Below are 14,605 nucleotides of genomic sequence, written 5' to 3'. Positions count from 1 at the left end.
ACGCCCTGATGGACGAGCTACGCGACGCGCTCAGGCAGGACCCTGCCGTCCCGGTGGGCTGGCGAGAGGCCGCTCGCGGTGCCTTCGCCTGGCGCACCATCGACCAGGAGCTGCTCGCCCTGACCTACGACTCCGACACGGAGGCGGGACCCGCCGTCCGCGGGGCCAGCGCCGCCCGCGTGCTGGAGTTCACCGGTGGCGAGCTGAGCCTCGAGGTAGAGCTGGTCAACCGTCAAGTGATGGGTCGGCTCACCGGCCCGGGCGCCGCCGAGGTGGCCTTCGAGTCCGCAGATGGGCGGCTCCGCTCGACCACCCCTGACAAGTCCGGCTTCTTCACCCTCGACGGGGAGGACCACGGGCTCGTGCGCTTCTCCATCGAGTCGGGAGACTCGAGGTACGTCACGGAGTGGTTCGTCCTCTGACGCCGAGTCCTCTGGTGCTCAGCAGTAGGGCTGGCGGAGCGCCTCGATCGGGCCGATCGTGGGGTCGGACATCCTGACGGCGCGGGCCACCACCGTGTCGCGGGCCTCGTGTGCCGAGCACCCGGCGGCGGAGATCTCCGCGGCGACCAGCCCGGCCACGATGGGCGCGGCGAAGGACGTGCCGCTCCAGCGAGCCATGCCGCTGTCGAAGACGCGGACGTCGCCCTTGTGCGGGGTCTCGAAGCACGTGTAGGTGCCGTCGGGGAAGGCGTTGACGATGTTGCGGCCCAGGGCGTAGACGTCGGTGGAGACCCCGTAGTTGGAGAAGTCCGACACCCGCCCGTCACGGTCGAGCGCGCCCACGCCGAGCGCCCACTCGAAGGCGGCCGGCCAGAAGGGCGCCGGTGACGTGTCGTTGCCGGCAGCCGCGACCAGGACGCAGTCGAGACCCTGGAGCTGCGTCTCGTAGAAGACCTCGAAGCTCAGCGGGGGGAGGTCGTCGCGCGTCCGGAGGCCGGCGGACAGGTTGATGACCTGCGGCTTGTGGGTGAGGGCCTCGGTCAGCTGGGTCACCATGGCGGACTCCAGGATGCCTCCGCCTCCGACCCCGCCCACCGCGAAGCCTTCGACGAAGACCCGGGTGGCCGGCGCCAGACAACGGACGACGCCTGCGATGAACGTGCCGTGGCCGGCGTACTCGCGCAGGTCGGGGCCGTTGAGCTCGTCGTCCCCGTCGACGCGCTTGAGCCAGGGAGTCCGGTTGTCGGTCGCCGAGGGCGGGTTCCAACCGGTGTCGACGACGACGACGCTGACGCCCTTGCCCCGGCCGTGGTCGGTGCAGACCGGTGGCCAGGGCTCGACGAGCCCGGTCTCCTCGGGCTCGGTCGCCGGGCAGCACGTGCAGCCCCCCGGCGTGATGTGGATCCAGTGGTCGGGCGTGACCCGGCCGGGCCCGAACCGCTCGTCCAGGTCCAGGAGGTCGAGAATGTCGGGGACTGTCTCGTTCTTGGCACGTGCGGGGAGGCGGTACCGCGCCAGCTCGCCGGGCACCGGGTCCTCACCACGCTCGGCGTTGCCGTCGAAGATCCCCTCGAGGCGCCCGAGTGCGGCTTCGAACTCCTCGACGTCCCGGACCCGGACCAGGACGTGGTCCGGGTCGTAGAGATAGGTGAAGTCCGCCGGGGCCTCGGTGTCCCAGGCCACCCGGTCGTCGTTGGCGCGTCGGAGCGCCTGGAGCTGGTCGGTGGTACGTCGCCGACCGTCGTCGCCGATCTTGAAGTCGCTCATGGCTGTCTCCGGTCACTGTCAGGATGGGCCTCCGGTTCTGGGACCGTAGCCATGTCCGGCCGGTCAGGGAAGGTCTGAGGAGGTGGTCCATGCCAGGCGCAAGTGACGAGGCCGTCGCCGACGCCCTGCTGCTGCTCGCCATCAGCGATCCTGCCGCGGCGCACGCAGCGGCTCGTGAGCTCGCCCAGTCGGCCCGCGGTGCCTGGCTCCAGTCGGTCGCCCACCATGCGGCCGGGCTGGCGCTCCGTCAGCAGGGCGATGTCGAGCAGGCGCTCCCTGAGCTGCGGCGAGCCCTGCGACTGGCGGTCTCCACCCGTGATGCCGACAGGTCCGCCGACGTGCGGGCCACGCTCGGCGCGGCGTACGCGATGGCCGGACGTGGACGCACCGGGCTCGCCCAGCTGGACCGCGCAGTCGCCGAGTCACCGTCCCCGGCGCTGCGGGCTCGGGTGCTGATGCGCCGCGGGTACGTGCTGTCAACCATCCTCGGGCGCCACCGCGAAGCCCTGACCGACCTCGAACGGGCGCTCGAGGGCGTGCAGACCGCGGGTGACCGGGTCTGGGAGGCGCGCACGCTCAACAACGTCTCCGCGCTCCACCAGGCTCTCGGGGATCCGGACGCCGCGGCTCGCGCCGCGACCCGGGCGGAGCGGATGTTCGAGCGGGAGGGCCTCCCGGTCGAGGCCGCCCAGTCGCTGCACAACCGCGCGGGCGTCGCGTTCCTGCGTGGTGACCTGCCGACGTCCCTCCGACTCTTCGACGAGGCCTCCGCCCGCTTCGAACGCTTCGGACTCGACGAGGTCGACCTGACACTTGATCGCGCGGATGTCCTGCTCGTCGCCGGGCTGGCCGAGGAGGCCGCACAAGTGGCCCAGGACCGCCTCGACCGCGGTGGGCTGGCACCGACCCGCGAGGCCGACCTACGGCTGAGACGCGCCGAGGCGCTCCTCGCCGGTGCCGACAACCAGGTGGCACTGGCAGAAGCCCGGACGGCGAGCCGGCTCTTCCGCAAGCACGGTCGGGACTGGTTCGCGATGCGCGCCGAGCTGGTCGAGCTGCGTGCGGGTGAGGCCCTCAACGGTGCCGACCGTCGTACCGCCCGGCGTGCCCTCGACCTGGCCCGTCTTCTGCAGGCCGAGGGTGCTGACGAGGCCGTGCACGCGTGGTTGCTGGTAGCGCGGCTTGCTCCGCACGACTCGGCAGAGGCACTCCGTGCCGGCGCGGCGTACCGGACGGACCATCGCCTGCCTCTGGTTCGCGCCTCCGGATGGCTGGCCCAGGGTCTGGAGTGCGGGCAACGTGGCGATCGGCGAGGTGTTCTCGCCGCGTGCCGGCGCGGGCTCGACGAGCTCGACCGGCATCGGGCCACGCTGGGCAGCTCCGAGCTGCGCGCGCTGGCCAGCAGTCATGGGGTCGACCTTGCCGAGCTCGCACTGCAGACGGCGCTCGACGGAAGTCCTCGACGACTGCTCGGGTGGAGCGAGCGCCTGCGCGCCACGTCGTTGGCGCAGCCGCGGGTCTTCCCGGGCGCGGACGAGGTGGCCGGCCCCGTCGCGGCCCTGCGCGACAACGCCCGACGACTGCGTGCCGCACGCGAGGTCAGTGGCGACATCCAGCAGCTCGAGGTGGAGCGTCGCCGGATCGAGTCGAACCTGCGGTCCCGGCTTCGTCATGCGTCGGGAGCCGACAGCAGCTCTGCCGATGCCTTCGACGCGGAGGCACTCGTTGCCGGCGTGGGCGAGGGCTCGTTCGTCGAGCTGGTGGAGATCGCCGGGACCTTGCACGCGCTCGTCGTCGCAGGTGGTCGCGTACGCCGGCACGTCGTCGGCCCGGTAGCCGATGCGGAGCGGGCCGCCGAGGCAGCGCGGTTCACGCTGCGACAGGCCGCGCGCGGTCGGCCGGCCCCGCTCGGGGAGGCCGGCGCCCGGCTCGAGCACGCCGTGCTGGGGGTCGCCGCCCGTCGACTGCCGGGTCCGGTGGTCGTGTCGCCGACGAGCCGGCTGCACGGCGCCCCGTGGGGACTCATGCCAGTGCTGGCCGACGTGCCGCACGCCGTCGTACCGTCGGGCGCGCTGTGGCTGCGGGCGCGGGAGCGCACGTCAGCGTCTGACAGCCGGGTGTTCGTGGCCGGACCCGGGCTGACCACAGGTGGCTCCGAGATCAGCGTGGTCGCCCCTCGCCACCTCGACGCCGTCGTCCTGCGCGACCAGGAGGCGACGGTCGACGGCGCGCTCGCGGCCCTCGACGGAGCCGGGCTGGCGCATCTCGCCGCGCACGGACACTTCCGTGCCGACTCGCCCCTGTTCTCCTCGCTCGACCTTGCTGACGGGCCGCTGACCGTCTACGACTTCGAGCGGCTGGTCCGGGCACCGCATCGGGTCATCCTCTCCGCGTGCGACTCCGGGGTGCTCGCGCCGGTCGGCGCCGGAGAGCTGCTGGGCCTGGTGTCGGCCCTGCTCGCGATCGGCACCGCCGGAGTCATGGCCAGCGTGGCCGTGGTCAACGACGAGGCGACCGTCGAGGTGATGGTCGACGTCCATGCCGGCCTGGACGTCGGCGAGGATCTGCCCACCGCGCTCCACCGTGCCCGTACGGCGGCGGCCGACGACCCGACGCGCGCCGCGACCGCTGCCGCGTTCCTTGCCCTGGGGGTTTGATTGTGACCGACTGGCGTCACCACCGCACCGAACGGCTCTGGCTCGACGTGGCCGCCGAGGCCGATGTCGACGACCTGCACGCGATCCACGGCGACCCCGGCACCTGGCGGCACTTTCCGCAGGGCCGGCACACCACGCGGGAGCAGTCGGCGCAGATGGTCGGCAAGGGCGAAGCCCAGTGGGACGCGCACGGGCTGGGCAACTGGTCGGTGCGCGAACGTGTCGACGGCCCGGTCATCGGCCGCGGCGGATGTGCGGTGCCCGACCACGGCCTGTGGTGGAACCTCTACTACCGGTTCGCGCCCAGCGCCCAGGGGCAGGGGTACGCCGCCGAGATGGCGCGCACCGCGATCGAGGCGGCGCACGACGTGGCACCCGAGCGGCCGGTCGTCGCCTACCTGCTCGAGCACAACCACGCCTCGGCGGCCGTCGCAGGCAAGGTCGGGCTCGAGCTGGTCTGGCGCGGGCCCGATGCCGGCAACGACGACCCCGACGCCGTACGCCTCGTCTTTGCCGACCGCGAGATAGAGGCTGCCCTGCTGCGGAGCGCGTTCGCCGGCTGACCGTTGCTCGGCGTGCCTGCACGGATGTGACCCGTGTGACTGGTGATACTTGGCCGGACCGCATCTGCCCCCTTCCCCCCAGCAGAGGTGCCCTCGATGCCTTCCGCATCAACCCAGACCCTCGGCGACGACAACCGGGTCGTCGATCGTGCTGCGCGCGTGCGGTTCCGGCGCGCCGTGTCTTTGATGCTGATGACGCTCGTCTTGCCGGGTTCGGCCCAGCTGGTGGCGGGCAACCGTCGGGTGGGGCGCATCGCGCTGCGCATCTGGTTCGCCCTCGTGCTGCTCGGTCTGGTCGCGCTTGTCACGAGCATCACGTCGAGGGACTTCGCCTTCTGGGCGGTCTCCAACACCTTGTTGCTCGGGGTGCTTCGCCTTGCCCTGATGGCGCTGGCCATCGGCTGGGCGGCCCTCTTCGTCGACGCCTGGCGGATCGGTCAGCCACTGAGCCTGCGGCAGAACCACCGGCTCGCCGTGGTCGGCGTCAACGGCGTGCTCTGCTTCTCCGTCGCCGGCACCCTGCTCATGGGCGCCCACATGGTCGGCGTACAACGCGACTTCATGATCACGATGTTCGGCGACGGCGAGGTGGTCGGCGCCCACGACGGACGCTTCAACGTGCTGCTCCTCGGCGGCGACTCCGGAGCCGGCCGGTGGGGCCTGCGCCCCGACTCGATGACGATCGCCAGCGTCGACGCCGAGACCGGCAAGTCGGTCCTGATCAGCCTGCCGCGCAACATGCAGAACTTCCCGTTCAGCCCGGGCTCGGTGATGGCCAAGGAGTTCCCCAAGGGGTTCGACTGTGACGGCTGCTACCTCAACGGCGTGAGCACCTGGGCCGGCGACCACACCGACCTGTTCAAGGGTTCCAAGCAGCCCGGCGTCGACGCCACCATCATGGCCATCGAGGGCATCACGGACCTGAAGATCAACTACTGGGCGATGGTGAACCTCGAGGGCTTCAAGGACCTCGTCGACGCCGTCGGCGGCGTCGAGCTGACGGTGCGCGACCGGATCCCGGTCGGCGGGCTCGGCAGTGACGTGACCGGCTACATCGAACCCGGCACCCGCACGCTTGACGGCCACGACACCCTGTGGTTCGCGCGGTCCCGCGAAGGGTCCGACGACTACTCCCGGATGGCACGGCAGAAGTGCGTGATGGGCGCGATGCTCGAGCAGATCAGCCCGGAGGTCGCCGTACGCAACTTCCAGAAGATCGCCAAGGCCAGCACCCAGATGATCTCGACCAACGTGCCGCAGAGCGAGGTCGACAACTTCATGGGCCTGGCGCTGCGCGCGAAGTCGCAGAAGATCGCGACGCTCTCGCTGGTGCCGCCGATGATCAACACCGCCGAACCCGACATCGCGCTGGTCCAGCAGAAGATCACCGAGGCCATCGACAAGTCCGAGGGCAAGCAGGTCGCTCTCGCTGCCGCCGAGCCCGCGCCGAGCGCTGCCTCCGGAAAGAAGAAGGCGAAGCCGACGACCCCGTCGCTCACCGGTGGCTCGATCGGCTCCCTGCGGGACGGGTACGCCGCCAACGACGCCGAGGACCTTGGCTCCGCCTGCTGACGACCCCGCCTGACGTTCCCGAGAGGCCCCGGCACCTAGGGTGTACGACGTGACGCAGGGACCGACGCAAGCGCGTGATCGACGCATCATCGCGGTCGTCGTCACGTTCAACCGGCTCGAGCTCGTGCAACGGCTGCTGGCCAGGCTGCGCGAGGTCGACGGACTCGCCCAGATCCTGGTGCTCGACAACGCCTCCACCGACGGCACGGGGGAGTGGCTGGCCACGCAGATGATGTCCGGCGCCACACCGGGGCTGCTGGCGCGGTCGTTGCCCACCAACCGTGGTGGCGCGGGCGGATTCCACGACGGCCTGGCGTGGGCGATCGACCTCGACGCCGAGCTGATCTGGCTGATGGACGACGACGGCGTGCCTGCCGCCGACTGCCTCTCCCTGCTTCTGGAGCACGCCGACGGCCTCGACTTCTGGGGTCCGGCGGTGCTGGCCGAGCAGGACACGGCGCGCCTGTGCTTCCCGATCCGGCTGCCCGGTGGCAGCAAGGTGGTGCACGACATGGGCGCCGTCGAGAAGGCTGCCGAGGACGGACTGATCCGCGACGTCGTCATCCCGTTCAACGGCGTCCTCGTCACCACCGAGCTCGTCGACCGCATCGGCCTGCCGCGCGAGGAGTTCTTCATCTGGGGTGACGACGTGGAGTACCTGTGGCGCGCCCGCGAGGCCGGCGCCCGCTGCGCCACCGTCGTCGACGCACACTTCCTGCACCCGGCCACCGACGACCTCGGCACGCCGATGATGTTCGGCCGGACGACGTACAACCACAGCCCAAGCGACCTCAAGCACTACTGCATGGCGCGCAACAACCTGGTCAACCTGCGCGACTACCGCGGCGGCCTGCACGCGACGGCGTTCGTCGTGAAGACGTTCTGGTTCTACACGTTCAGCCGACCGAGCCTGGGCCGGCTCCGCCTCAGCCTGAGTGCGATGCGCGCCGGCCTGCGCAGCGACTTCACCGGCCACGAGAGGTTCCTCGCATGAGCGCGGTCGCCGTCGTCATAGTCACCTTCAACCGTGCCGACCTGCTCACCGGGATGCTCGACGGCCTGGCTGCGCAGACGCACGTACCCGATTGCGTCTTCGTGATCGACAACGCAAGCACCGACCACACCCGCGAGGTGCTCGAGGCCCGCGCCGACCTGCCGCTGCACCTCACCCACTCACCCGACAACCTCGGCGGGGCCGGTGGATTCCACCTCGGTGTGAAGCAGGCCTACGACGCGGGCTTCGACCGCATCTGGCTGATGGACGACGACGTGGTGCCCGCACCCGAGTGCCTGGCGGTCCTGCTGGCGCACGGCGGCCCGTGCCTGATGGCGGTGCGCGAGGACCTGACCGGCACGCTGGTCGAGAAGGCGGCGGTCCGCTTCGACCTGCGCAACCCGCTCGCGATCCGCCCCAAGACGGCCAGTGTGGACTCGACCTGGACCAGCCGGGCCGACCTGCCGGCAGAGGTGCCCATCGAGAACGTCGCCTTCGAGGGGTTCATGGTCGCCCGCGAAGTGGTCGACGCGATCGGGCTGCCCGACTCGTCGTTCTTCATCTTCTACGACGACGTCGACTACGCCATCCGGGCCCGCCGCGCGGGGTTCCCGATCGTGGCCGTGCGCGACGCCGTACTCGTGCGCCAGCTCGACTTCAACCAGCAGCACGACCTCTCGGGCTGGAAGGGGTTCTATATGTACCGCAACCTCTTCGCCGTCCACTTCCGCCACGGCGAGAATGTGCTGGTCCGGCTCAAGCCCTACCTCATCGCGCTCGGTGTGGTGGCTCTCAGCCCGGTGCGTGGGGGACGCGGCGAGGCCGCCAACGTCCTGCGGGCGCTGAGGTCCGCACGCGGGATGCGATCAGTGCCGCGATGACCGGCGACCGGCCGGCGTGCTGCGCGCCCGCCCGTGACGGGGCGCCGCCGCCTGCCCGGACGACGCCCTCTCGGGGCGGCACTCTTCGCGGTGTCCTCGACGTCCCGGCCGGCCGGTTCGCCATGGGCGACGCGTTCGACGAGGGCTACGCCGGCGACGGCGAACAGCCGGTCCACGACGTCGAGCTGCCGGCGTACCGCATCGGCGAGACGGCGGTCACCAACGCCCAGTTCGCCACGTTCGCCAAGGCCACCGGCCACCTCACCGACGCCGAGGAGTTCGGTGTCTCGGCCGTCTTCCACCTCGCGTTCGCGGGCGACCCGGCCGACGTCGTGGGAACGGCTGCCGGCACGCCCTGGTGGCTGGCCGTCCGCGGTGCCGACTGGCGGCACCCCGAGGGCCCCGGCTCCGACGTGTCGAAGCGGCCCCAGCACCCCGTCGTGCACGTCTCGCATCGCGATGCCGAGGCGTACGCCGCCTGGGTCGGCGGTCGGCTGCCGACCGAGGCCGAGTGGGAGCGCGCCGCCCGCGGAGGCCTCGCGGGGGCGCGGTTCCCGTGGGGTGACGAGCTCACGCCGGATGGCCGCTTCCGCTGCAACATCTGGCAGGGCACCTTCCCGACCACCAACACCGGCGACGACGGCTTCGTCACGACCGCGCCGGTCAAGACCTATGCCCCCAACGGCCTCGGCCTCTGGCAGACCTCGGGCAACGTCTGGGAGTGGTGCGCCGACTGGTTCGACCCGCACTGGTACGCCGCGTCGCCGGTGCTCGCCCCTACGGGGCCGGGGGAGGGCACCCACCGCGTGATGCGTGGCGGCTCCTACCTCTGTCACGACTCCTACTGCCATCGCTACCGCGTGGCCGCGCGCTCGGCAAACACCCCGGAGTCGGCGGCAAGCAACGTCGGCTTCCGCGTCGCGGGGTGAACAGGTGGGGTCGACGTGACGAGAACGACGCGCGCGAGGGCTCGGCCGACTCGGAGCCAGCACCCTGCCGCCCGTAGACTGACCGCCGCCCCAGACTCAGGAGAGCCCTGCCTTGACCTCGCCCGAATCCAGCACGACGTCGTCCATGTCCGATAGCACCGACCTCCCCGACCTCGTGGTCGTCGGCTCCGGATTCTTCGGACTGACCATCGCCGAGCGGTGCGCCAACGACCTCGGTCTCAAGGTGCTTGTGCTGGAGCGTCGCCACCACCTCGGCGGCAACGCCTACAGCGAAGCCGACCCCGAGACCGGCATCGAGATGCACGTCTACGGCGCGCACCTCTTCCACACCTCCAACGAGAAGGTCTGGCAGTACGTCAACCGCTTCACCAGTTTCACCAACTACCAGCACCGCGTCTTCGGCCAGTACGACGGCCAGGTCTACTCGCTGCCGATGAACCTCTCGCTCATCAACTCGTTCTTCGGCAAGATGCACACCCCCGACGAGGCGCGCGCGCTGATCGCCGAGCAGGCCAGCGAGTTCGACACCGCTGACGCGGGCAACTTCGAGGAGAAGGCGATCTCGCTGATCGGGCGCCCCCTCTACGAGGCGTTCATCAAGGGCTACACCGCGAAGCAGTGGCAGACCGACCCGACCAAGCTGAGCGCCGACATCATCACGCGCCTCCCGGTCCGCTACAACTTCGACAACCGCTGGTTCAACGACACCTACGAGGGCCTCCCGGTCGACGGCTACACCGCCTGGCTCACCAAGATGGCCGACCACCCCAACATCGAGATTCGCCTCGAGACCGACTTCTTCGACGTGGCCGACCGCTTCAAGGGACAGGTCCCGATCGTCTACACCGGCCCGGTCGACGAGTACTTCTCGCATTCCCAGGGCCGCCTGTCGTGGCGAACCGTGGACTTGGAGGCCGAGGTCAAGGAGGTCGACGACTTCCAGGGCTGCGCGGTGATGAACTACAACGACCAGGACGTGCCCTGGACCCGCATCCACGAGTTCAAGCACTTCCACCCCGAGCGCACCTACATCTCGGGCAAGACCGTGATCGTGCACGAGTACTCCCGTGCGGCCACCGACGACGACGAGCCGTACTACCCGATCAACACCGCCGAGGACCGACAGACGCTGCTCAAGTACCGCGAGCTCGCGAAGCGCGAGCCGAAGGTCCTCTTCGGCGGCCGCCTCGGCACCTACAAGTACCTCGACATGCACATGGCGATCGGCTCGGCGCTGTCGATGTTCGAGAACAAGCTCAAGCCGCACTTCGCTGACGGCGCCGAGCTCAAGAGCGGAGGGGTCGACGAATGACCACAGCACAGACCACCAGGCGGCTTCTCCAGCGGCAGATCCTGCCGATCGACAAGGACACCGACGTCTTCGCCCTGTACGTCGACCCCGAGGAGGCCCGCCTCGACGCCGATCGCTACGAGATCGGCGGCGACCGCGCGGCCAAGGACCTCAACAACGCGGCGATCCGGCAGACCACCTCGACCGGCGCGAGCATCCACCCCGACCAGATCGAGTCGCGTACGTCGCTGCGCATCCCGCAGGGTCGCAAGCTGTCGTTCGGCACCTACTTCAACGCGTTCCCGGCGTCGTACTGGCGCCGCTGGACCATCGTCGACGAGGTCCGGCTCACCGTCGAGCTCACCGGCGCCGGCGCCGGCCTGACGGTCTACAAGTCGATGGCCAACGGCCGTTCGCAGCGCGTCGACTCCGCAACCGTCGGTCGCGAGGGCCAGGCCACGTTCACCTTCGACCTCACCCTGACGCCGTTCGTCGACGGCGGCTGGTACTGGTACGACGTCGTCTCCGGTGAGGAGGACGCAGTCGTCGTCTCGGCCGAGTGGTCCGCCGAGGTCCCCGCCGACCGGGCGGAGCACGGCAGCGTCGACATCGCCATCACGACGATGAACCGCCCCGACTTCTGCGCCAAGCTGATCAGCCAGCTGGCCGACGACGAGACGCTGCGGCCCTACCTCGACCAGGTGCTGGTCATGGAGCAGGGCACCAAGCTCGTCACCGACTCCGAGTTCTTCCCGGCTGCCGAGAAGTCGCTGGGCGACCAGCTGCGGGTCATCGTGCAGGGCAACCTCGGTGGCTCCGGCGGCTACGCCCGCGGGCAGCTCGAGAGCGTCCGCAAGGGCACCGCGACCTACGCAATGATGATGGACGACGACGTCGTCTGCGAGCCCGAGGGTGTCGTCCGCGCTGTCACGTTCGGTGACCTCGCCACGCGCCCGACCATCGTCGGCGGCCACATGTTCAGCCTCTACTCCCGGGCCCGCCTGCACTCGTTCGGCGAGATCGTCCAGCCGTGGCGCTTCTGGTGGATGACGCCGCTCGACGGCTTCAGCGACTGGGACCTCGCCGCCCGCAACCTGCGCTCCTCGCGCTGGCTGCACAAACGGGTCGACGTCGACTTCAACGGCTGGTTCATGTGCCTGATCCCGCGCGTCACCCTCGAGCAGATCGGCCTCTCCCTGCCGCTCTTCATCAAGTGGGACGACTCCGAGTTCGGCCTGCGCGCCAAGGCGGCGGGGTTCCCGACCGTCACGTTCCCCGGCGCGGCCGTGTGGCACGTGCCGTGGACCGACAAGAACGACGCGCTCGACTGGCAGGCCTACTTCCACCACCGCAACCGCTTCGTCGCGGCGCTGCTGCACTCGCCGTACCCCAGGGGCGGACGGATGCTGCGCGAGAGCATCAACCACCAGATCGCGCACCTGGTCTCCATGCAGTACTCCACCGCTGAGCTGCGTCACCAGGCCATGGAGGACGTGCTGGCCGGCCCCGGCCACCTGCACGAGATGCTGCCCGGCAAGCTGGCCGAGGTGAACGCGTTCCGCAAGCAGTTCACCGACGCGCAGCTGCGCCCCGACCGCGAGTCCTTCCCGGACGTACGCCGCAAGAAGCCGCCGCGCAAGGGCCGCGACATCGTCGAGATCCCGGGTCGGTGGGCACAGCTGGTCACCGCCGGGCTCGCGCCGATCCGTCACCTCAAGCCGGCGCGTGACCTGGCCAAGGAGCACCCCGAGGTCGAGATCCGGGCGATGGACGCGAAGTGGTACCGCCTCGCGTCGTACGACTCGGCCGTGGTCTCGATGAACGACGGCACTTCGGCGGCGTTCTACAAGCGCGACTCAGCCCACTTCCGCGAGCTCGTCAAGAAGACCATCGAGATCCACGAGCGGTTCCGCCGCGAGTGGCCCCGCCTGGCCGAGGAGTACCGAGCCGCGCTGGGCGACATCACCTCGCCCGAGGCCTGGGACAAGACGTTCGAGCCCTGGACGCGTGATCAAGAGGAACGCGATGACTGACACCGTCAAGGGGCCGGGCCCCGACTACGACAACGTCGGCGTCCGTCACGACCTCGAGCACATGCCGCTGATCGACCCGGCGGCGTCGGCGGGCCTTCTGGAGGTGTTCCGGCGGCGCTACCTGCTGCGCCTGCTCGTGTCGCGGGAGATCAAGGCGCGCTACCTGGGCTCCCGGTTCGGACTGTTGTGGTCCTACATCAACCCGCTGGTGCGGTTCCTGACGTTCTTCTTCGTGTTCGGGATGATCGCCGGGCGCGGTGCCGGCATGCAGAACTTCGCCATCCATCTCTTCTCGGGGATGGTGATCATCAACTTCTTCACCGAGAGCTACTCCTCGGGCATGCGCTCGATCATCGCCAACAAGAGCCTCGTGCAGAAGATGTCGATCCCCAAGGAGCTCTTCCCGGTCGCCTCGATGTTGGTTTCGCTCTACCACACGGGACCGCAGCTGGTGATCCTGGTCGGCGCCTGCTTCATCGCCGGTTGGCACCCCGACATGCTCGGCTTCGCCGCGGCCGTCATGGGATTCCTGATCATCCTGATCCTCGCCACGGCCATGGCGCTGCTGTTCTCCGCGCTCAACGTGATGTTCCGCGACTTCGGACGCCTGGTCCAGAACATCACCCAGGTCGTGCCGTTCAGCGTCCCGATGATGTACCCCTACGAGCTGGTCGTCGACCGCTTCCCCAACGAGCTCGCCCACTCGATCTACATGGCCAACCCCGCCGTCGAGGCGGTGCTCCTGATGCAGCGCGGCTTCTGGGTCACCACCACCGATCCTGAGCTGGACCTTCTGTCGCGGTCTTTTCCGAGCGACCTCATCTCGCGTGGCTTCGTGGTGCTCGGCTTCTGTCTCGCCTTCCTGGTCTTTGCCCAGTGGACCTTCAACAAGCTCGAGCGTCGGCTTCCCGAGATGATCGGCTGAATGATGGGCTCCACCTCTGCCACGCAGTCCATCGTGGTCGAACACGTGACCAAGGAGTTCCGCCTCCAGTACCACCGCACCCTCAAGCAGATGGCGGTGGCCAAGACCCGCGGCCAGAAGATCAGCGACACGTTCCTCGCCGTCGATGACGTGTCCTTCACCGTCGCGCAGGGGGAGTCCATCGGGCTGATGGGCCTCAACGGCTCGGGCAAGTCCACGCTGCTGCGCATGGTCAACGGCAGCATGGTCCCCGACGGCGGCACCGTGCGCACGCGCGGCCGCATCTCCGGCCTGATCGCCACCGGCGCCGGATTCCACAGCCAGCTCACCGGCCGCGAGAACATCTATCTCAATGCCGCGATCCTGGGCATGACGGAGAAGGAGACCAGCGCGAAGTTCGACGAGATCGTCGAGTTCGCCGACGTCGGCCGCTTCCTCGACACCCCGGTCGGCGTCTACTCCTCGGGCATGTACTCCCGCCTCGGCTTCTCCGTCGCCGTGCACGTCGACTGCGACGTGTTCATCGCCGACGAGGTGCTGGCGGTCGGTGACAAGCCCTTCAAGAAGAAGTGCATCGCGAAGATGGAGGAGGTGCGCCAGAGCGGCGTCACCCTCTTCTACGTCAGCCACGCCGCCGGCTCGGTCAAGAAGGTGTGCGACCGCGTGCTGGTGCTCGAGAAGGGCCGGCTCGCCTTCGACGGCGACGTCCAGGAGGGCATCGATTTCCTCGAGTACGACGGCGACGACGAGAACGAGGACGAGGAGCTCGGCGCCGACATCTGACCGAGCAGGAGTCTGCGAGGCACGAGCAGGCTCCGTGGGCGAGAGCAGGTCGAGCAAGCCCCGCGGCCGAGGTACGAGGCTGCGATGGACGCGTCGAGACTGAGCGCGCGGCACGTCGACCTCGACCGACGAAGAGCCTCTCGACGACTTGACAAAGTCGGACTCGTCCGGCGTGTCGACTGGAAATTACAGCATTGTAGTTACTCAGAAACCATCGCGTAACCAATGTGACTGGTGTGAAACTTGC

12 protein-coding genes are annotated in these 14,605 nt (G+C 69.4%); 11 read left to right on the top strand and 1 reads right to left on the bottom strand.

Annotation, left to right across the window (positions count from 1 at the left end; translation table 11 throughout):
* Nucleotides 1–8: 8 nt before the first annotated feature.
* The gene (locus H4Q84_RS08205; RefSeq protein ID WP_248582898.1) at nucleotides 9–422 is read left to right on the top strand and encodes a hypothetical protein; all 414 of its coding nucleotides are present in this window, start codon (nucleotides 9–11) and stop codon (nucleotides 420–422) included.
* A gap of 18 nt (nucleotides 423–440) precedes the next feature.
* Here H4Q84_RS08205 and H4Q84_RS08200 read toward each other — a convergent pair whose 3' ends face one another.
* A complete protein-coding gene (locus H4Q84_RS08200; RefSeq protein WP_248582897.1) occupies nucleotides 441–1,709 on the bottom strand; it encodes a S8/S53 family peptidase in 1,269 nt (422 codons plus the stop codon).
* 89 nt (nucleotides 1,710–1,798) lie between these two features.
* Here H4Q84_RS08200 and H4Q84_RS08195 point away from each other — a divergent pair, with 89 nt between their 5' ends.
* From H4Q84_RS08195 to H4Q84_RS08150, 10 genes are all read left to right on the top strand, one after another.
* The gene (locus H4Q84_RS08195; RefSeq protein ID WP_248582896.1) at nucleotides 1,799–4,366 is read left to right on the top strand and encodes a CHAT domain-containing protein; all 2,568 of its coding nucleotides are present in this window, start codon (nucleotides 1,799–1,801) and stop codon (nucleotides 4,364–4,366) included.
* A gap of 2 nt (nucleotides 4,367–4,368) precedes the next feature.
* Nucleotides 4,369–4,929, top strand: coding sequence for a GNAT family N-acetyltransferase (locus H4Q84_RS08190; RefSeq protein WP_248582895.1), 561 nt, complete (start codon nucleotides 4,369–4,371; stop codon nucleotides 4,927–4,929).
* A gap of 96 nt (nucleotides 4,930–5,025) precedes the next feature.
* Nucleotides 5,026–6,501 (top strand): LCP family protein, encoded by a 1,476-nt coding sequence (locus H4Q84_RS08185; RefSeq protein WP_248582894.1) that lies wholly within the window; start codon nucleotides 5,026–5,028, stop codon nucleotides 6,499–6,501.
* 49 nt (nucleotides 6,502–6,550) lie between these two features.
* Complete coding sequence (locus H4Q84_RS08180) at nucleotides 6,551–7,495, top strand: glycosyltransferase family 2 protein (RefSeq protein WP_248582893.1); 945 nt, start codon at nucleotides 6,551–6,553, stop codon at nucleotides 7,493–7,495.
* The gene (locus H4Q84_RS08175; RefSeq protein ID WP_248582892.1) at nucleotides 7,492–8,376 is read left to right on the top strand and encodes a glycosyltransferase family 2 protein; all 885 of its coding nucleotides are present in this window, start codon (nucleotides 7,492–7,494) and stop codon (nucleotides 8,374–8,376) included. The genes H4Q84_RS08180 and H4Q84_RS08175 overlap by 4 nt, the downstream gene beginning before the upstream one ends.
* Nucleotides 8,373–9,305, top strand: a complete 933-nt coding sequence (locus tag H4Q84_RS08170) for a formylglycine-generating enzyme family protein (protein ID WP_248582891.1) — start codon at nucleotides 8,373–8,375, stop codon at nucleotides 9,303–9,305. The genes H4Q84_RS08175 and H4Q84_RS08170 overlap by 4 nt, the downstream gene beginning before the upstream one ends.
* Nucleotides 9,306–9,450: 145 nt before the next feature.
* Nucleotides 9,451–10,638, top strand: coding sequence for a UDP-galactopyranose mutase (glf, locus tag H4Q84_RS08165; protein WP_248582890.1), 1,188 nt, complete (start codon nucleotides 9,451–9,453; stop codon nucleotides 10,636–10,638).
* Entirely contained in the window at nucleotides 10,635–12,650 is a 2,016-nt protein-coding gene (locus H4Q84_RS08160; protein WP_248582889.1) for a glycosyltransferase, read from the top strand. The genes glf and H4Q84_RS08160 overlap by 4 nt, the downstream gene beginning before the upstream one ends.
* Nucleotides 12,643–13,575, top strand: coding sequence for an ABC transporter permease (locus tag H4Q84_RS08155; protein WP_248582888.1), 933 nt, complete (start codon nucleotides 12,643–12,645; stop codon nucleotides 13,573–13,575). Before H4Q84_RS08160 ends, H4Q84_RS08155 begins: the two co-directional genes overlap by 8 nt.
* Entirely contained in the window at nucleotides 13,576–14,358 is a 783-nt protein-coding gene (locus H4Q84_RS08150; protein ID WP_248582887.1) for an ABC transporter ATP-binding protein, read from the top strand. It begins immediately after the preceding gene.
* The last annotated feature ends 247 nt before the right edge of the window (nucleotides 14,359–14,605 follow it).

Source organism: Nocardioides sp. InS609-2 (assembly GCF_023208195.1).
Lineage (GTDB): Bacteria > Actinomycetota > Actinomycetes > Propionibacteriales > Nocardioidaceae > Nocardioides.
Note: the sequence above shows the minus strand (reverse complement) of the source record. Positions and strands in the feature narration are given on the sequence as shown.